The following is a 15,914-nucleotide window of genomic DNA, read 5'->3' on the forward strand; positions in this document are numbered from 1 at the left end:
TATGAAATCGGAAGCCATGGTCATAAGCATGATGATTACAGCACATTCAGCGATGATGAAATCCGTTCGCAAATTCGCATGGCGGATACGATCATTTCTGGATTAACTGGCAAATCGCCGAGCTTGATTCGACTGCCGAATGGCGATTTTGACAAACGTGTCCTTCGAATTGCAGAGGAAATGAATTACAAAGTCATTCAATGGGATACGGATTCGCGCGATTGGCTGAATATTGGCACAAGCAATATCATCGACCGTGTCGTGTCGCGTGCACATCCAGGGGATATCGTTCTTATGCATGCCAGCGATTCCAGTAAACAAACCCATGAAGCATTGCCTGCTATTATCGACCAATTAAAAGCTAAAGGTTATGAATTCGTAACCGTGTCCCAAATGATCGGGCAGACGGAACTTCAAGGCAAAACGGTAAATACCGATACCTTGTCAGATCCCTCTGCCCGGATGGAAGCTGCAGCTTTCGGACTTTAATGAGACTTAAGAAGCTGAGTTAGCCGATTTCGTGATAGTCGCGGAGTCGGCTTCTTGCTTGGAGTTCCCAACGAGTCGATGCAGCAGCAATATTTGGTATGCATTACATATAAACAGTGGCGTTATCATAAAGAAGACGGAAACTGCATTCGTTTCATCTCCGTTAATGCTCGGCCAAGCTTCTAAGACGGTGACGACGAACATCAAGAACACCGTAGATACAAAAGCGCTTTTATTCGTTTGTTTCACTTTAACGAATGCGACTAGGATCGAGCCGATAAACAGTGCAAGCGGCAATACCCAATATAGCCAGTCGCTTAGCTTGTCACGTTCCCCATACAGCATGTAGCCGAGTGCGAATACCGCAAAAGCCGATGAATACCCTTGAAGGGTTGTCCATAAAAACTTCCGGCGGAATATGCTAAGTGCGATATAACTTGCAGTCAAATATGCAAAGAAGCCCAACTGGCTAAATACGCCAATCATCAGACCACTGACAGCCATATTAAATACATTATATCCGATTTCATCCGCTTTCAAAAAACCAAACGATTGATCCGTAAATTGCAGCATTAGACCCAGCAGCGTACATACGACAGCACCGAGGGCCATACAGCTCCAAAATAGGAAAAACAACTTCTTCAAATTCATGCCTGTCCCTACCTCCGCATCATCTCGAAGTCCTCTTCGATAACCTACCCTTCATTTTACCATGTCCGCAACAAAAAGCTAATCCAATCCGATGATAATCGCGTGAACTTTGCGCATACTAACACCATGAAACGGTGTAAGCTAATTTTCGGCTATTACGGCTGTATACAGCTTGTACTAACGGAAGGAGACGGCGGATCATGGTTATCCAATGGCGATTGTGGATAGTAGTGGCGAGTATCTTACTGATGCTGACGGCCTGTGGCGCAGAGCCCTCCGCTCAGAGCGAGCCCATTAGCTACAAGGATATGAAATCAATGGTTATCGACATTCTCAAGACTGAAGATGCCCAGAAAGCGTTGCAGGAATCGGCAAATGCGCAGACGGGCAATAGCGGCTTTAGCTCAAAGCTGCTTTCCGTGCAAGACCAGGAGCAAGTACGAATGGCAGTCAAAGAGGTTCTAGTGTCGCCTGAATATGATAAGGTCATTAATAAACTCATGACTGATCCTCGCTTCGCGGGAGAATTCGCCAAAACCGTAAATTCGCAAAACAAACAAATTCATAAGGATTTGCTGAAGGACCCGACGTATCAAAAGGATCTCATTCAAGTGCTGAAGACACCTGAAATGGATAAAATGATTCTTGAAGTGCTCCAAAGCTCACAGTACCGGAAACAAGTCATGTCACTTATGCAGGATTCCATGCAAAATCCCTTGTTCCGTCTTGAATTGCTTGAGCTGCTTAAAAAGGCGGTACAGGAAGAGCTTAAGCCTAAGCCTGATGAACCGGTCGATAAGAAAAAAGACGACAGCAGCGAGGAAAGCGGAAGCGGCGGCGATTCCTCCAAAGATTCCGAATCCGAGGGCGACAGCGGCGACTCCTCCGTCTAACTGCGAACAGCAAAATGACCCATGCAGAAGATATGCGAGTATCTCTGTCATGGGTCATTTTGTTATATTTTTTCCATTACGCGTTGTGCAAGAGCAGCATATAGCTGGCCGGTTTCACTATCAGCTTTGTATACCGATGGTGAAAAATCTGGCTCTGCAGGGTGGTTGTCTGGCGCGCCTAACGGAATCTGAGCCATCAGCTCGGCGTTAAGCTGTTCAGCCAGCCTCGCGCCGCCTCCGCGTCCGAACACATATTCTTTCTCGCCAGTCTGGGTACTGACGTAATAAGACATATTCTCGATGACACCAACGATCGCATGCTCGGTCTTGATGGCCATCGCCCCAGCGCGAGCTGCGACAAATGCCGCGGTCGCATGCGGTGTGGTCACGATAATCTCTTGGCTCTGCGGGATGATTTGATGAACATCCAATGCGATGTCTCCTGTTCCCGGGGGGAGATCCAGCAGCATATAATCAAGCTCGCCCCACTCGATTTCGGCGAAGAAGTTGCGCAGCATTTTGCCAAGCATCGGCCCGCGCCATACGACGGGGCTGTTGTCCTCTACAAAAAAGCCCATCGACATAACTTTGACGCCAAAGCGCTCGATTGGGATAATGCGGTCCCCGTCAACCTGAGGACGTTCTTCAATCCCCATCATGTCCGGTACGCTGAAGCCGTAGATGTCCGCATCAATTAGTCCTACACGTTTGCCAGCACGGGCTAAAGCAACGGCTAAGTTAACCGTAACAGTCGACTTGCCTACGCCTCCCTTACCGCTTGCTATCGCAATAAATTTCGTGCCGCTTTCTGGCGACAAGAGCGGTGTGGGCTCTAACAGGCCACCGTGTCCCTTAACCGGCGTCTCTTGCTTGTCTGTAGCGACTGAAGCCGCTTCATTCGGCAGCCGGAAGCGACAATGCACGCTGGTTGCCCCTGCACCGATAAGCGCCGTACGAAGCGCTTCTTCCAGTGCAGCTTGCCGTTCTCCTGCCTCAGCAAGCACGGTCATCGATACTTGCCCATCTTTCACCACAACGTCCCTGAATTGCGCCGCAGCGCCTACAAAACCTGCCTCATCCGCAGCGACGCGGACGATGTCTATTACTTGCTCACGAGTTACCATCGTTTCTCATTCCACCTTCGGCTAGATACGATATTAGATCGAATAGATTCGTCCATGCTTTAAAGGCTATTATAGCACAGTTGGGCATCGTCTTCGATTCGCCTACTCGGATTGATTACTTGGGCGCTTAGGGCGCCCCAGGCTTCTCTCCTGCGCTGAAGCGCAGTATGCCTTGATAAATGGCTGCCGCCACCGAACGCTGGTAATTCCCGTCCGCTAGACGAGCCGCTTCCGCTGGATTCGATAAGAACCCAACCTCAACGAGCGCCATCGGAATGTCTTTTATTTGCTTCATGAGGTACACCTCATTCCGTATGACGGAAGCCACTCGGTTCGTATTTGTCAAGTTCCGACGGATTTCGTCTTGAATGAGCGCAGCGATAACGCTATTGTTCGTGTTGTTCGGGTAAAAGAACGTTTGTGCGCCCGACCATTTTGGAGATGGAATGCTGTTCATGTGAACGCTAATGACGAGATCCGCTTTGTTCTCCCGGATAAACGCAACACGCTTCACCAGATCCTCCGTTTTCCTTCTAGCCGTCACTTTCGTATCGGGAGAAGCCAGATCGTAATCGCCTTCCCTCGTCATGACGACAAGCGCGCCGGCTTGCTGCAAATAATCACGTAAATAAAGCGCAATTGCCAGGTTGAGGTCCTTCTCGATTGCGCCTTGCTTGCTGACAGCTCCCCCATCGATCCCTCCATGCCCTGCGTCGATTGCTATGGTCTTTCCAGATAGCGGCAATGACCATGTGGTAGATGTCCGAGAGGCCGGGAAGTCCTGCACGATGAGCACAGCTGCTGCCATCACGATAAGCAATCCAATCGCAATGCGTATAGTCCCCTTGTAATTTAACCAGATTACGATTCGGCTGCGGTAACGCCGCATAAAAAAACCACCCCGTCCCACGCGATTGGTAAGCGGGCTTTACGAGAAAGCCTGTACTTTACCATCCTTATGGGACGAGGCGGTTGAATATGACAAATGACGTAGCGATTAACCGTTAACCGGTTCTACAGCCATGCCTTCGATCAAAATTTTCGCAACTTCTGGGCGCGAGAATTCTGGCGGCGGGCAAACGCCGTCACGCAGAAGTGCGCGAACTTTCGTACCGGAAAGCGTCAAATGATCTTCTTTGCCGTGAGGGCAAGTTTTGCTGGAAGCCATGTTGCCGCATTTGGTGCAGAAGAAGCTGTGCTCGAAGTAAAGCGGTTGAATACCGAGCTCTTCAGCCGAGAACGAGCGAAGCAGATCTTGTGCCTCGTACGTGCCGTAGTAGTCGCCTACGCCAGCATGGTCGCGGCCTACGATAAAGTGCGTGCAGCCATAGTTTTTGCGGACCATCGCATGGAAGATCGCCTCACGCGGACCAGCATAGCGCATAGCAGCCGGGAATACGCCGAGGAACGTACGATCCTGTGGATAGTAGTTCTCAAGAAGCGCGATGTAGCTCTTCATCCGAACGTTAGCGGGAACATCGTCCGACTTCGTCTCGCCGACAAGCGGGTTGAGGAAGAGGGCATCGACGATTTCCATTGCGCTCTTTTGAATATATTCATGTGCACGATGCACGGGATTACGCGTTTGGAATCCAACAACCGTACGCCAGCCCTTCTCAGCGAAGATGCGACGGGTTTCAGCTGGATCGAAGTAGAACTCGTTAAATTTCTCAGGAACAGGACGGTTCAATACCGTAATTGGTCCGCCCACATATGTCGAAGGACGTTCAAACAGTTTCGCGACACCTGGATGCTCAACGTCGTCTGTTTTAAATACGTTAACCGCTTCAACCTTCTGGTCGACGTTATAGATGCTTTCGACAGACAGTACTGCATACACAACGCCATCTTCGCCTACAAGCGCTACGCGCTGGCCTGCAGCCAGTGCAGCAGCTTTAGCTGGCTCAACTGCGAGTGTAATCGGGATACTCCATACCGTGCCGTCAGCCAAGCGCATACGCTCAACTACCGAACGATAGTCAGCTTCGTTCATAAAGCCTGTAAGCGGCGAGAACGCGCCTACGCCAATCAGGTCAAGGTCAGAAACTGTCCAGTTGTTGATGACGAGCTGTTGCAAAGATTTTGCTTCTTCCAATAATGCTTCACGTTCAGCACCAGCGGCAACCCGGTTTACCAGTACGCCACCATGCGGCAAAATATTACTCATTGTGCTTCGTTCCTCCTCTATTCGATAGCCCTACCTTATTTATGCAGTCCGCACTCCGTCTTGTCGTTACCCGACCAACGTCCAGCACGCGGATCTTCACCTGGCATAACTTGACGTGTGCAATGCGTACATCCGATCGATGGATAGTTACGGTCATGCAATGGGTTGTATGGCACGTTGTTCTCGCGAATGTAGTTCCATACATCCTCATTAGTCCAGCTAGCGAGCGGATTGAACTTCATGAGGCCAAACTTGTAGTCATACTCGGCTTTTTTCGAATTAGCACGCGTTGGCGCTTGGTCACGGCGGATACCCGTAATCCAGCATTCGTATTGGCTCAAAATTTTAGTCAGTGGCTGAACCTTACGAATGTTGCAGCATTGGTTCGGATCGTTTTTCCACAGCTCATCGCCGAATTGTGCCGCTTGCTCTTCTGGCGTAATTTCCGGCTTCACTTGTACGTAACGAATGTTCGGGTAACGTTCTGCTAACGCATCACGCGTTTGCAAAGTTTCTTCGAAGTGGAAGTCCGTATCCAAATAGAAAATATCAATATTCGGATTCACTTTTTGAATCATATCGACGAGCACAACGTCCTCTGCGCCGAAGCTGCATGCAAACGTAATATTCGGGAACGTCTCAATGGCGTATTGGATGATGGCTTCTGGCGTCGCATCTTCAAGTTCGATTGCTTTCTGGGCTGCGAGCGCTTCTTTTTCTAACAAGTTCATCGTCAAAACCTCCACACAGGAATAAATCCAAGTAATATAATCTACATTAACTTGATTATACGTCTTTCAATCCGTTTGTACAATGGATTAATTTAAACGTAGTGGGCACTTCCAAGCCCATCATTACAACAAAAATACCTCTTCTCTGCACAACGTGCAACAGAAGAGGTATGGGAAACGAATTAACGTTTGGAGAACTGTGGAGCGCGACGTGCTGCTTTAAGACCGTATTTTTTACGTTCTTTCATACGTGGGTCACGCGTCAGGAATCCTGCACGTTTCAACGATGGACGGAACTCTGGATCAGCTTTGAGCAATGCACGGGAGATACCGTGGCGAATTGCGCCTGCTTGACCGGAGATGCCACCGCCGTTAGCGATAACGATGATGTCGTATTTGTTAGTTGTGTCAGTCAGCGTGAGCGGTTGCTTCACGATGAGTTTCAGCGTTTCCAGACCGAAATATTCATCCAGATCGCGTTTATTAACAATGATTCGTCCTTCACCCGGCACGAGACGAACGCGTGCTACGGAGTGTTTACGACGACCGGTTCCATAGTATTGGACTTGTGCCATGAAACTGTCCTCCCTTTAATTAACCGCGAAGCTCGTACACTTCAGGGTTTTGTGCTTGGTGCGGATGTTCCGAACCAGCATAGACTTTAAGCTTGAGCTTCATTTTGTCGCCAAGACGGTTTTTCGGAAGCATGCCGTGTACAGCAGCCTCGAGAACGCGCTCTGGGTGTTTCTGGAGCATGTCGTTCGCCGTAGTCACTTTCAGACCACCTGGATACATCGAGTGACGGTAGTACTTTTTGTTTTGAAGCTTTTTGCCCGTGAGGACAATTTTCTCAGCGTTGATGATAACAACGAAGTCGCCCGTATCAACGTGAGGAGTAAATTCAGGTTTGTGTTTACCGCGGATCAAGGAAGCCGCTTCGCTGGCCAGACGGCCCAGCGTTTTGCCTTCAGCGTCGATCACAAACCACTTGCGATCAACTTCATTCGGCTTTGCCATAAAGGTAGTACGCATGGGTGTTCCTCCTTAAAATGTAACCAATCCATTTATAATGAAACGTTCGCGCGTTTCAAGATTTAATTCGTTCGTTAAAGGTGCCAAGTTTGTTGCGTCAATGCTGTACATTTTTAATCGGGGCTGTGGGATAGCCATTAAAAATGCACAAGTTATATACTACTATAAGTAACGGTCTTTAGCAAGAGGGTTTCTCTGGCATTTCTCGATTATTTGCATATTTAACATGATCAAATGCTGCTATAGCGAACATGAACAAATAACGCCCTTGATCGTTAACGCCATAACCCATTATCCCTGCTAATCGAGACTACTCCGCTGGGTACTCCACGTTCCATAACATGAGCCCATGCGCCATAGCCGTCGGACCGGCACACGTACGATCAACTGCGGCCAACATAGCAGGAATATCTGCTGGAGCAAGCTTACCTTCACCTACCCACATCATCGTTCCCGCAATGATCCGAACCATATTATATAGGAAGCCATTTCCCGTCACAAATAAATACAGTAATGGGCCATCCTCTTCAAGCCATGCTTCGAATATCGTGCGAACATGGTGAGGCTGTGTAGATTGTATCGAGGTGAACGATGTAAAGTCATGCTCGCCGATCAAATGCGTCAACGCCTCGCGCATTGCGCCCACCTGCAGCGGCGTTGGATGATGGAAGGCATACATTCGGCTAAAAACATCAGGGAACTTGCGACGGTCAATCGTATACCGATAAGTCTTCCGCTTCGCTGAATGACGAGCGTGGAACGCCTCAGGCGCTTCCCAAGCCTCCAAGATGACAATATCATCAGGCAGCCTTGTATTCATCGCTAAAGCCCACCGCTCTTGTGGTATGCGCGACTCCGTATGAAAGTTAAATACTTGGCCACGCGCATGCACACCGGCATCTGTACGACCTGAGCCGATGATACGAAGCTGCTCGCCCGTTAACGAATGTATCGCAGTTTCGACAATATCCTGTATCGTATTGCCGCTAGGCTGTGATTGAAAGCCACTATACGTCGTCCCGTCATAGCTGACGGTCATCACAATATTACGACTCATCGCAACCCCTCCCCTCTTGCAAAGCCAAAAGCACGCCTCATCCTGATGCAGCTTTTACACTTCGTTTCCCCTATCCACACACTAGCCCACAATATCCCCAGAATGTCGGCTTTAATTGAGTCTATCAAGCTTATCAACAAGTGGATAAGATAATCATCAGCCACCTATCCCCATGTTAACAGCTTTAAAATTCGATACACGCAGCTGTTGATAGTGGTTCGTTAAACCGTCTATCGCAACGCATCCACGCGTTCCGGTATCGCGCAAGAAAAAAAGGTGGCCGCGAAGGTCCACCCTTTCTCATCCGATCCATCCGGTCGATTACGCGCGATCCACCAGTTCCAAATACACCATAGGTGCTGAATCACCGCGGCGCGGTCCTAGCTTAAGAATCCGCGTGTATCCGCCCGCACGTTCCGAGTAACGGGTGGCCAGTTCGGAGAACAGCTTTTGGATTGCGTCTTGTTCGCCATCAATTGTTTCACGGCGAACGAAAGCAGCAACTTGGCGACGTGCATGAAGATCACCTTTTTTAGCTTTCGTGATCAGCTTTTCAGCGATAGAACGAACTTCTTTCGCCTTTGCTTCCGTCGTTTGGATGCGCTCGTTCAGGAACAGGTCAGTGACGAGGTCGCGGAAAAGTGCTTTACGCGCGCTTGCGTCACGGCCCAACTTTTGGTAAGCCATCGATTTCTCCTCCTTCTGCAAGACCGCTTAACCGATTAGCGCTTACGCTGCCAGCATCCGAATGAATCGGCAACGAAACGTAAGCAATCGCTTAAGTTATCCCACTTCTTGTGTTCTCATGATTGTCTCTATTCTTCCATGCGGAGGCCTAAACCCAGTTCCTCGAGCTTCTCTTGTACTTCCTCCAAAGATTTACGACCAAGGTTACGCACCTTCATCATATCTTCTTCAGTTTTCGTGATCAGCTCTTGAACCGTGTTAATGCCTGCACGTTTCAAGCAGTTGTAAGAACGAACGGAAAGATCCAGTTCCTCGATCGTCATCTCGAGTACTTTTTCTTTCTTATCTTCTTCTTTCTCGACCATAATTTCCGCGTCTTTGGCTTCATCGGTCAATCCGACGAACAGGTCCAAATGCTCGGTCAAAATTTTAGCGCCGAGGCTTACAGCCTCTTCCGGTCGAATACTTCCGTCAGTCCAAACTTCTAAGGTGAGCTTATCATAGTTGGTAACTTGGCCGACACGAGTATTTTCTACGCTGTAATTGACACGGGTAATGGGCGTGTAAATCGAATCTACGGGAATTACGCCGATCGGTTGATCTTCTTTCTTGTTGCGATCCGCAGGTACATACCCGCGTCCACGATTGGCGAATACCCGCATATGGAGCCGCGCACCGGAGGCTAAGGTCGCGATATGAAGATCAGGATTTAAAATCTCGACATCGCTGTCCGCGCGGATGTCGCCCGCCGTTACATTCCCTTCGCCTTCTGCATCAATTTCCAAAACCTTTTCTTCATCGGAGTGGATTTTGAGCGACAGGCCTTTCAGGTTCAATATGATCTCGGTTACGTCCTCGATCACTCCGGGAACCGTAGAAAACTCATGCAGCACGCCGTCGATTTGTACCGAAGTCACAGCTGCGCCCGGCAACGACGAAAGCAGAATCCGGCGAAGCGAATTCCCCAGCGTCGTACCGTATCCGCGCTCAAGCGGTTCGATTACAAAACGTCCGTATGTGCCGTTATCAGTAAGTTCAACGGTTTCGATTTTCGGCTTTTCGATCTCAATCACTAGTAATACCCTCCTTCAAAACGTCGCTCCGTTCACCGTACGTTTTCAGTCGAATCATGTAGTATGCCAAACCTTCACAACCATTATTCACAAGTTGCTGTAATTTGATACCACAGCAAGACTGAATTATACGCGGCGACGTTTCGGTGGACGGCAGCCGTTGTGCGGAACCGGCGTAACGTCTTTAATCAGGTTAACTTCAAGACCAGCAGCTTGGAGGGAGCGGATTGCCGCTTCGCGACCAGCACCAGGTCCTTTAACCATAACTTCTACCACTTTCATGCCATGCTCCATAGCTGCTTTAGCAGCCGTTTCCGCTGCCATTTGAGCTGCGAACGGCGTGCTTTTACGGGAACCTTTGAAACCAAGGTTACCGGAGCTTGCCCAAGAGATTGCATTACCGTGTGGATCCGTGATCGTTACGATCGTGTTGTTAAACGTCGAACGAATGTGCGCTACGCCGGTATCGATATTTTTACGATCACGACGTTTCGTACGGACGACTTTTTTAGGTTTAGCCATTGTCTGTTATCCTCCCTTCTTACTTCTTCTTGTTCGCTACAGTACGACGAGGACCTTTGCGCGTACGAGCATTCGTTTTCGTACGTTGACCGCGAACTGGCAGTCCACGACGATGGCGAACACCGCGATAGCAGCCGATCTCGATCAGACGTTTGATGTTAAGCGAAATTTCGCGACGCAGGTCGCCTTCCACTTTAACCGATTTGTCGATCGTTTCGCGCAGTTTGCTAACTTCGTCTTCCGTCAGGTCGCGAACGCGCGTTTGTGCGTCAACGCCAGTCGTCGCCAAAATCTTCTTAGCAGTCGTTTGACCGATGCCGAAGATGTATTGGAGAGCGATCTCGACGCGTTTGTCGCGTGGCAAGTCAACACCAGCAATACGTGCCATATGCCTTGTTTCCCTCCTTTAACTAGCCTTGTTTTTGTTTGTGTTTAGGATTTTCACAAATCACCATAACGTTGCCTTTGCGACGAATAACTTTGCATTTCTCGCAAATTGGCTTAACCGAAGGTCTAACCTTCATTGTGACTACCTCCCGAATCCTTCGGCGCAAGCCCGAAAGGCTTACTTCCGATAGGTAATGCGTCCACGTGATAAGTCATAAGGCGATAACTGGATAACAACTTTGTCTCCGGTAAGAATCCGGATAAAGTGCATGCGCAGTTTGCCGGATACGTGAGCCAAAATTTGATGACCGTTCTCTAGCTCCACCTTGAACATTGCGTTAGGTAGCGGTTCTACTACCGTACCTTCGACCTCAATGACGTCTTCCTTAGCCACCGTCATTCTCCTTTCGCTTGCACGAACTTCTGAATCGCGTAGCGCAGCTTGGCATTCGTCACCCGGCCGGTCTCACTCATGCTGTCTGCAACTTCGGTACTGACGACCGACTGAAGCACAAGGTGCGCGATGTTCTTCTTCTTCGGCCGATCAAATCGTTTCTTATCGCCATCAGCGATGAGAACAAAACGATTATCTACGATACCGATAATAACCGCATAACCGCCCTCATCCTTACCACGAAGTACGAAAGCGATCTGACCGATCTGCGGTGCATCATCAACGTGCATCATGCCTGAGCATCCGATTTGGTTAGTATTTCATAACCAGTCTCGGTTACTGCGACAGTATGCTCGAAATGAGCGCACCACGAGCCGTCAACCGTGACGACTGTCCAGTTGTCTTCCAGCGTCCGGACGTAGCGTTCACCGAGGTTAACCATCGGTTCGATACAGAGGACCATACCCGGCTTAAGCCGTGGGCCCCGATCCGGAATGCCGTAGTTCGGAATTTGCGGTTCTTCATGAAGCTTTGAGCCGATTCCATGACCGACATACTCACGAACAATCGATAATCCCGCATCCTCGACAACCTTTTGTACAGCATGCGATATCGTGAAGAGTCGAACATCCGGTTTAATCAGTTCCAGCGCTGCATACAGAGATTGTTCCGCTACATCGAGCAATCGCTGCGCATCAGCAGAAATGGTTCCAACGCCATACGTCCAAGCGGAGTCGCCATGATATCCCTGATATTGCGCACCAATGTCAATGCTGATGATATCTCCGTCTGCCAACTGTTGATTACCCGGTATGCCATGCACTAGCTGATCGTTTACAGAAGCGCATATGCTGGCAGGAAATTGATTGTAACCTTTAAAAGATGGAATGGCGCCCTGACTCCGAATATACGTTTCGGCGATCTGATCCAGATCACGGGTCGTAATTCCCGGCCGTATCGATTGCTTAAGCAACCGATGCGTATCCGCGACTATACGCCCTGCTTCCCTCATCAGACGAAGCTCCGCTTCCGACTTGCAAATGATCATTAGCGTGAACCCCGCAGAACGGATACGATCTCAGCAGTTACTACATCAATGTCCTGTTCCCCATCAACTTCACGAAGTTGCGATTTGCCGTCATAGTAAGCGAGCAACGGTGCTGTTTTCGAGATGTACTCGTCAAGACGCGTACCGACTTTTTCTTCGGTATCGTCTGAGCGTTGGTACAGCTCGCCTTCGCACTTGTCACAAACGCCTTCCTGTTTCGGCGGGTTGAACATGACGTGATACGTAGATCCACACGATTTACAGATGCGGCGACCCGTCAAACGAGCAAGCAGCAATCCGCGATCAACTTTCAGGTTAACGACGTGATCGATCGTGCGACCCATGTCCGCGAGCATGCTGTCAAGCGCTTCTGCTTGCTGCAGCGTACGCGGGAATCCATCAAGCAAAAAGCCGTTAGAGCAGTCATCTTGAAGCAAGCGATCCCGTACGATTCCGTTCGTAATCTCATCCGGAACAAGCAAGCCTTGATCAACAAACTCTTTTGCTTTTAGGCCCATTGGAGTGCCTTGCTTCATAGCTAGGCGGAACGCGTCACCGGTCGAGATATGCGGCACGGAGAACTGATCGACAATGCGCTCAGCTTGCGTTCCTTTACCAGCTCCTGGAGGTCCCATGAATAGAATGTTCATTCCGTGTTCCTCGCTTTAAGCACAATAGGTCCCTTCGGGTCCGACGCTGTCGCCAACGCCCGGATCCCGATTTGAACCTACTGTTATTTATTGATAAACCCTTTGTAATGGCGTTTGATCAATTGGCTCTCGATCTGTTTCATCGTATCGAGTGCAACCCCGATGATGATCAGAAGCGAAGTACCACCTAATTGAACGCCCTGCGGCAAGCCTGCCAATTTGCCAAAGGCAACTGGGAGCAGCGAGATAAGTGATAAGAAAATCGCACCTGCAAGCGTCAGACGAGTCATAACGCGCGTAATGTACGATGAAGTTGGTTTGCCCGGACGAACGCCTGGAACATAACCGCCATTCTTTTTCATCTGATCTGCCATCTGTACCGGGTTGATTTGAACAAATGTGTAGAAGAAGGTAAAGCCGACAATCAAGATAACGTACAGAACCATACCAAGCGGTTTGTCATAGTACATGTTCTTGATAACCCACTGTGCCCATTCTGTATTAGCCCAGAACTGTGCGATCGTAATCGGGAACATGAGCAACGAGATTGCGAAGATTACTGGAATAACGCCTGCACCGTTAACCTTCAGCGGGATGTGGGTCGACTGTCCACCGTACATTTTCCGGCCAACTACACGTTTAGCATATTGTACCGGGATTTTACGTATACCTTGTTGGACGAAGATAACGCCTACGATAACTGCGATTACCACAATTACGATAAGGATTACCTTCAGGATGTTCCAGAAGAGCAGATCGCCTGGGTTCTCGAACTCTGATGCATAGATATCACGAATATGTCCCGGCATAGCCGCTACGATACCCGCGAAGATCAGAACCGAGATGCCGTTGCCGATACCGCGTTCCGTAATTTGCTCGCCCAGCCACATCAAGAAAGCTGTACCAGCAGTCAAGACAATTGCGATCATAAGATAAGTCGTGAACGAATCATCAATGACCATCTTGTAAGCATATCTACGGTTAAAGCCTACAGCCGTACCAAAGCCTTGAATCAAGCCTAAGATGATCGTGCCGTACCGAGTTATTTGCGCAAGTTTCTTTTTACCATTCTCGCCTTCCTTCGCCCATTCCGTAAACTTCGGAATAACGTCCATCGACAAGAGCTGTACGATGATAGAGGAAGTGATGTATGGCATAATCCCGATCGCGAAGATCGAGAAATGGAACAATGCGCCACCCGAGAAAGTGTTCAAGAGGCCAAACAGGTCTGCACCAGTATTAGCTTCCTTGAACACATCCGTATTAATATTCGGAACCGGGATAAACGAACCGATTCGGTAGATCAGCAAGATGAAAAGCGTAAACAGGATCTTCTTGCGAAGGTCTTCCACTCTCCAAATGTTGGACACCGTCTTGAACATTAGATCACCTCGGTTTTACCGCCGGCAGCCTGGATTTTCTCTACCGCAGATTGAGAGAACTTACTAGCTTTAACAGTCAGTTGAACCTTGATTTCGCCGTTGCCCAATACTTTAATACCGCTCAATGGGTTTTTGACGATCCCTTGCTCCAGAAGGAATTCTGGAGTTACTTCTGTTCCTGCTGCAAAGCTATTCAATTCTTCAATATTGACAATCGCGTATTCCTTGCGGAAGCGATTGTTGAAGCCGCGTTTCGGTACGCGACGGTACAATGGGTTCTGACCGCCCTCGAAGCCTGGACGAACACCGCCGCCGGAGCGAGCGTTTTGCCCTTTGTGACCGCGGCCAGCCGTTTTACCGTTACCGGAACCGATACCGCGACCGATACGCTTGCGCTCTTTACGGGAACCTTCTGCAGGTTGGAGCTCATGCAATTTCATCGTTCGTAGCACCTCCTTAAATGGTTTGCCTTAAAATCTATAGAGGTTAAAATTAAACTTCTTCAACTTTAACCAAGTGGTTAACTGCGTTAACCATACCGCGAATAGCCGGACTGTCGTTCAGGACAACCGATTGGTGAAGCTTGCGCAGACCAAACGATTCAACTGTAGCACGTTGCTTTTCGTTGCGGCCGATTAGACTGCGAACAAGCGTAATTTGCAATTTCGCCATCGTGTTTCCCTCCTTAACCCAGAAGCTCTTGTACGGTTTTACCGCGAAGCTTCGCCACGTCCTCTGCACGTTTCAGGCGGGAAAGGCCTTCAAGCGTTGCATTAACCATGTTCATGGAGTTAGAGGAACCCAGCGATTTCGTCAGGATGTCGCCTACGCCAGCCAGCTCGAGTACTGCACGAACTGGACCGCCGGCGATAACACCCGTACCTTGGGAAGCAGGCTTCAGAAGAACTTCGCCAGCGCCAAAGTGACCGATAACTTGATGCGGGATCGTTGTTCCTACGAGCGGAACGTGAACCAGGTTTTTCTTCGCATCTTCAATGCCTTTGCGAATCGCGTCTGGAACTTCGGCAGCTTTACCGATACCAGCGCCTACGTAGCCTTTGCCGTCGCCGACAACAACGAGAGCGCTGAAGCTGAACCGACGTCCGCCTTTTACTACTTTAGATACGCGGTTGATGTTAACAACTTTTTCAGTCAGTTCTAACGTATTAGGATCTACACGCAAGTCGTTTTACCTCCTTGTTAAAAATTTTATTAGAATTCGAGCCCTGCTTCGCGAGCTGCATCAGCCAGTGCTTGAATACGTCCATGGTACAGATAGCCGCCGCGATCGAACACGACTTCAGTTACGCCTTTAGCTTTCGCACGAGTTGCGATTGCTTCGCCAACTTTTTTAGCCGCTTCAACGTTACCGCCGTTGCCAATTGCTTCAACCAGCTCTTTATCGAGCGTGGATGCTGCAGCGATTGTTACGCCGTTTACGTCGTCGATCAGCTGCGCGTACATATGTTTCGAAGAACGGAACACGGACAGACGCGGGCGCGCAGTCGTTCCGTTAATTTTCTTACGAACACGCAGATGACGCTTAAGACGAGCTTTGTTTTTATCGCCTTTCGTAATCATTCGTAGTCACTCCTTTCCGTTTTCTTATGCTGCTATCGAGATAAGC

At 49.3% G+C, this 15,914-nt stretch carries 24 protein-coding genes (1 of these 24 running past the window's edge); 2 read left to right on the plus strand and 22 right to left on the minus strand.

Translation table 11 applies throughout. From position 1 onward, the window contains the following. Positions 1-489 carry the 3' portion of a polysaccharide deacetylase family sporulation protein PdaB gene (gene pdaB / locus PAECUDRAFT_RS09530; RefSeq protein WP_006037908.1) on the plus strand. It extends 324 nt beyond the left edge of the window, so 489 of the gene's 813 nt are visible here — the last part of the coding sequence; the start codon falls outside the window, past its left edge; it ends in the stop codon at positions 487-489. 6 nt (positions 490-495) lie between these two features. Here pdaB and PAECUDRAFT_RS09535 read toward each other — a convergent pair whose 3' ends face one another. Beyond that, the gene (locus PAECUDRAFT_RS09535) at positions 496-1,140 is read right to left on the minus strand and encodes a KinB-signaling pathway activation protein (RefSeq protein WP_006037909.1); all 645 of its coding nucleotides are present in this window, start codon (positions 1,138-1,140) and stop codon (positions 496-498) included. A gap of 200 nt (positions 1,141-1,340) precedes the next feature. Between PAECUDRAFT_RS09535 and gerD the strand changes: the two genes are divergently transcribed. Next, on the plus strand, positions 1,341-2,033 hold the full coding sequence (gene gerD / locus PAECUDRAFT_RS09540; RefSeq protein WP_006037910.1) for a spore germination lipoprotein GerD: 693 nt from the start codon (positions 1,341-1,343) through the stop codon (positions 2,031-2,033). Between the two features lie 62 nt (positions 2,034-2,095). On the opposite strand, the gene PAECUDRAFT_RS09545 is transcribed toward gerD, so the two are convergent. From PAECUDRAFT_RS09545 to rplR, 21 genes are all read right to left on the minus strand, one after another. Next, positions 2,096-3,157 (minus strand): Mrp/NBP35 family ATP-binding protein, encoded by a 1,062-nt coding sequence (locus PAECUDRAFT_RS09545; protein WP_006037911.1) that lies wholly within the window; start codon positions 3,155-3,157, stop codon positions 2,096-2,098. Positions 3,158-3,284: 127 nt separating this feature from the next. Then, entirely contained in the window at positions 3,285-4,046 is a 762-nt protein-coding gene (gene cwlD / locus PAECUDRAFT_RS09550) for an N-acetylmuramoyl-L-alanine amidase CwlD (protein ID WP_006037912.1), read from the minus strand. 108 nt (positions 4,047-4,154) lie between these two features. Continuing rightward, positions 4,155-5,324 (minus strand): sulfate adenylyltransferase, encoded by a 1,170-nt coding sequence (sat, locus tag PAECUDRAFT_RS09555; protein ID WP_006037913.1) that lies wholly within the window; start codon positions 5,322-5,324, stop codon positions 4,155-4,157. 35 nt (positions 5,325-5,359) lie between these two features. Further along, positions 5,360-6,055, minus strand: coding sequence for a phosphoadenylyl-sulfate reductase (locus PAECUDRAFT_RS09560; RefSeq protein WP_006037914.1), 696 nt, complete (start codon positions 6,053-6,055; stop codon positions 5,360-5,362). Between the two features lie 182 nt (positions 6,056-6,237). Continuing rightward, a complete protein-coding gene (gene rpsI / locus PAECUDRAFT_RS09565; protein ID WP_006037915.1) occupies positions 6,238-6,630 on the minus strand; it encodes a 30S ribosomal protein S9 in 393 nt (130 codons plus the stop codon). A 19-nt stretch (positions 6,631-6,649) separates the two neighbouring features. Further along, the gene (gene rplM, locus PAECUDRAFT_RS09570; RefSeq protein WP_006037916.1) at positions 6,650-7,087 is read right to left on the minus strand and encodes a 50S ribosomal protein L13; all 438 of its coding nucleotides are present in this window, start codon (positions 7,085-7,087) and stop codon (positions 6,650-6,652) included. 310 nt (positions 7,088-7,397) lie between these two features. Beyond that, positions 7,398-8,144 carry a tRNA pseudouridine(38-40) synthase TruA gene (gene truA / locus PAECUDRAFT_RS09575; protein ID WP_006037917.1) on the minus strand — a complete coding sequence of 249 codons (747 nt, stop codon included), beginning with the start codon at positions 8,142-8,144 and terminating at the stop codon, positions 7,398-7,400. 321 nt (positions 8,145-8,465) lie between these two features. After that, positions 8,466-8,831: a 50S ribosomal protein L17 gene (gene rplQ / locus PAECUDRAFT_RS09580; RefSeq protein WP_006037918.1), complete on the minus strand. Its 366-nt coding sequence runs from the start codon at positions 8,829-8,831 to the stop codon at positions 8,466-8,468. 128 nt (positions 8,832-8,959) lie between these two features. Further along, the gene (locus PAECUDRAFT_RS09585) at positions 8,960-9,904 is read right to left on the minus strand and encodes a DNA-directed RNA polymerase subunit alpha (RefSeq protein ID WP_006037919.1); all 945 of its coding nucleotides are present in this window, start codon (positions 9,902-9,904) and stop codon (positions 8,960-8,962) included. Positions 9,905-10,030: 126 nt separating this feature from the next. Further along, positions 10,031-10,426: a 30S ribosomal protein S11 gene (gene rpsK / locus PAECUDRAFT_RS09590; protein ID WP_006037920.1), complete on the minus strand. Its 396-nt coding sequence runs from the start codon at positions 10,424-10,426 to the stop codon at positions 10,031-10,033. Positions 10,427-10,445: 19 nt separating this feature from the next. Beyond that, complete coding sequence (gene rpsM / locus PAECUDRAFT_RS09595) at positions 10,446-10,814, minus strand: 30S ribosomal protein S13 (protein ID WP_006037921.1); 369 nt, start codon at positions 10,812-10,814, stop codon at positions 10,446-10,448. A 22-nt stretch (positions 10,815-10,836) separates the two neighbouring features. Further along, positions 10,837-10,950, minus strand: coding sequence for a 50S ribosomal protein L36 (gene rpmJ / locus PAECUDRAFT_RS25225; protein ID WP_003333770.1), 114 nt, complete (start codon positions 10,948-10,950; stop codon positions 10,837-10,839). Positions 10,951-10,991: 41 nt separating this feature from the next. Then, positions 10,992-11,207 carry a translation initiation factor IF-1 gene (gene infA, locus PAECUDRAFT_RS09600; RefSeq protein WP_006037922.1) on the minus strand — a complete coding sequence of 72 codons (216 nt, stop codon included), beginning with the start codon at positions 11,205-11,207 and terminating at the stop codon, positions 10,992-10,994. Positions 11,208-11,209: 2 nt separating this feature from the next. Then, complete coding sequence (locus tag PAECUDRAFT_RS09605; protein WP_006037923.1) at positions 11,210-11,500, minus strand: KOW domain-containing RNA-binding protein; 291 nt, start codon at positions 11,498-11,500, stop codon at positions 11,210-11,212. Further along, positions 11,497-12,255, minus strand: a complete 759-nt coding sequence (gene map, locus PAECUDRAFT_RS09610; protein WP_040711984.1) for a type I methionyl aminopeptidase — start codon at positions 12,253-12,255, stop codon at positions 11,497-11,499. Before map ends, PAECUDRAFT_RS09605 begins: the two co-directional genes overlap by 4 nt. Continuing rightward, on the minus strand, positions 12,255-12,905 hold the full coding sequence (locus PAECUDRAFT_RS09615; RefSeq protein WP_006037925.1) for an adenylate kinase: 651 nt from the start codon (positions 12,903-12,905) through the stop codon (positions 12,255-12,257). The genes map and PAECUDRAFT_RS09615 overlap by 1 nt, the downstream gene beginning before the upstream one ends. A gap of 83 nt (positions 12,906-12,988) precedes the next feature. Continuing rightward, positions 12,989-14,287 (minus strand): preprotein translocase subunit SecY, encoded by a 1,299-nt coding sequence (secY, locus tag PAECUDRAFT_RS09620; RefSeq protein WP_006037926.1) that lies wholly within the window; start codon positions 14,285-14,287, stop codon positions 12,989-12,991. Beyond that, positions 14,287-14,727 (minus strand): 50S ribosomal protein L15, encoded by a 441-nt coding sequence (gene rplO / locus PAECUDRAFT_RS09625; protein WP_006037927.1) that lies wholly within the window; start codon positions 14,725-14,727, stop codon positions 14,287-14,289. The genes secY and rplO overlap by 1 nt, the downstream gene beginning before the upstream one ends. A 52-nt stretch (positions 14,728-14,779) precedes the next feature. Beyond that, on the minus strand, positions 14,780-14,959 hold the full coding sequence (gene rpmD / locus PAECUDRAFT_RS09630; RefSeq protein ID WP_006037928.1) for a 50S ribosomal protein L30: 180 nt from the start codon (positions 14,957-14,959) through the stop codon (positions 14,780-14,782). Between the two features lie 13 nt (positions 14,960-14,972). After that, the gene (gene rpsE / locus PAECUDRAFT_RS09635) at positions 14,973-15,470 is read right to left on the minus strand and encodes a 30S ribosomal protein S5 (protein ID WP_006037929.1); all 498 of its coding nucleotides are present in this window, start codon (positions 15,468-15,470) and stop codon (positions 14,973-14,975) included. A 29-nt stretch (positions 15,471-15,499) separates the two neighbouring features. Further along, the gene (gene rplR, locus PAECUDRAFT_RS09640; protein ID WP_006037930.1) at positions 15,500-15,868 is read right to left on the minus strand and encodes a 50S ribosomal protein L18; all 369 of its coding nucleotides are present in this window, start codon (positions 15,866-15,868) and stop codon (positions 15,500-15,502) included. Positions 15,869-15,914: the final 46 nt, after the last annotated feature.

This window comes from Paenibacillus curdlanolyticus YK9 (assembly GCF_000179615.1).
GTDB lineage: Bacteria > Bacillota > Bacilli > Paenibacillales > Paenibacillaceae > Paenibacillus_T > Paenibacillus_T curdlanolyticus.

What these genes read in the sequence shown, in the direction of transcription:
- PAECUDRAFT_RS09535 (WP_006037909.1), bottom strand. Translation starts at nt 1,140, where the DNA reads ATGAATTTGAAGAAGTTGTTTTTCCTATTTTGGAGCTGTATGGCCCTC.
- gerD (WP_006037910.1), top strand. Translation starts at nt 1,341, where the DNA reads ATGGTTATCCAATGGCGATTGTGGATAGTAGTGGCGAGTATCTTACTG.
- PAECUDRAFT_RS09545 (WP_006037911.1), bottom strand. Translation starts at nt 3,157, where the DNA reads ATGGTAACTCGTGAGCAAGTAATAGACATCGTCCGCGTCGCTGCGGAT.
- cwlD (WP_006037912.1), bottom strand. Translation starts at nt 4,046, where the DNA reads ATGCGGCGTTACCGCAGCCGAATCGTAATCTGGTTAAATTACAAGGGG.
- sat (WP_006037913.1), bottom strand. Translation starts at nt 5,324, where the DNA reads ATGAGTAATATTTTGCCGCATGGTGGCGTACTGGTAAACCGGGTTGCC.
- PAECUDRAFT_RS09560 (WP_006037914.1), bottom strand. Translation starts at nt 6,055, where the DNA reads ATGAACTTGTTAGAAAAAGAAGCGCTCGCAGCCCAGAAAGCAATCGAA.
- rpsI (WP_006037915.1), bottom strand. Translation starts at nt 6,630, where the DNA reads ATGGCACAAGTCCAATACTATGGAACCGGTCGTCGTAAACACTCCGTA.
- rplM (WP_006037916.1), bottom strand. Translation starts at nt 7,087, where the DNA reads ATGCGTACTACCTTTATGGCAAAGCCGAATGAAGTTGATCGCAAGTGG.
- truA (WP_006037917.1), bottom strand. Translation starts at nt 8,144, where the DNA reads ATGAGTCGTAATATTGTGATGACCGTCAGCTATGACGGGACGACGTAT.
- rplQ (WP_006037918.1), bottom strand. Translation starts at nt 8,831, where the DNA reads ATGGCTTACCAAAAGTTGGGCCGTGACGCAAGCGCGCGTAAAGCACTT.
- rpsK (WP_006037920.1), bottom strand. Translation starts at nt 10,426, where the DNA reads ATGGCTAAACCTAAAAAAGTCGTCCGTACGAAACGTCGTGATCGTAAA.
- rpsM (WP_006037921.1), bottom strand. Translation starts at nt 10,814, where the DNA reads ATGGCACGTATTGCTGGTGTTGACTTGCCACGCGACAAACGCGTCGAG.
- rpmJ (WP_003333770.1), bottom strand. Translation starts at nt 10,950, where the DNA reads ATGAAGGTTAGACCTTCGGTTAAGCCAATTTGCGAGAAATGCAAAGTT.
- PAECUDRAFT_RS09605 (WP_006037923.1), bottom strand. Translation starts at nt 11,500, where the DNA reads ATGATGCACGTTGATGATGCACCGCAGATCGGTCAGATCGCTTTCGTA.
- map (WP_040711984.1), bottom strand. Translation starts at nt 12,255, where the DNA reads ATGATCATTTGCAAGTCGGAAGCGGAGCTTCGTCTGATGAGGGAAGCA.
- PAECUDRAFT_RS09615 (WP_006037925.1), bottom strand. Translation starts at nt 12,905, where the DNA reads ATGAACATTCTATTCATGGGACCTCCAGGAGCTGGTAAAGGAACGCAA.
- secY (WP_006037926.1), bottom strand. Translation starts at nt 14,287, where the DNA reads ATGTTCAAGACGGTGTCCAACATTTGGAGAGTGGAAGACCTTCGCAAG.
- rplO (WP_006037927.1), bottom strand. Translation starts at nt 14,727, where the DNA reads ATGAAATTGCATGAGCTCCAACCTGCAGAAGGTTCCCGTAAAGAGCGC.
- rpmD (WP_006037928.1), bottom strand. Translation starts at nt 14,959, where the DNA reads ATGGCGAAATTGCAAATTACGCTTGTTCGCAGTCTAATCGGCCGCAAC.
- rplR (WP_006037930.1), bottom strand. Translation starts at nt 15,868, where the DNA reads ATGATTACGAAAGGCGATAAAAACAAAGCTCGTCTTAAGCGTCATCTG.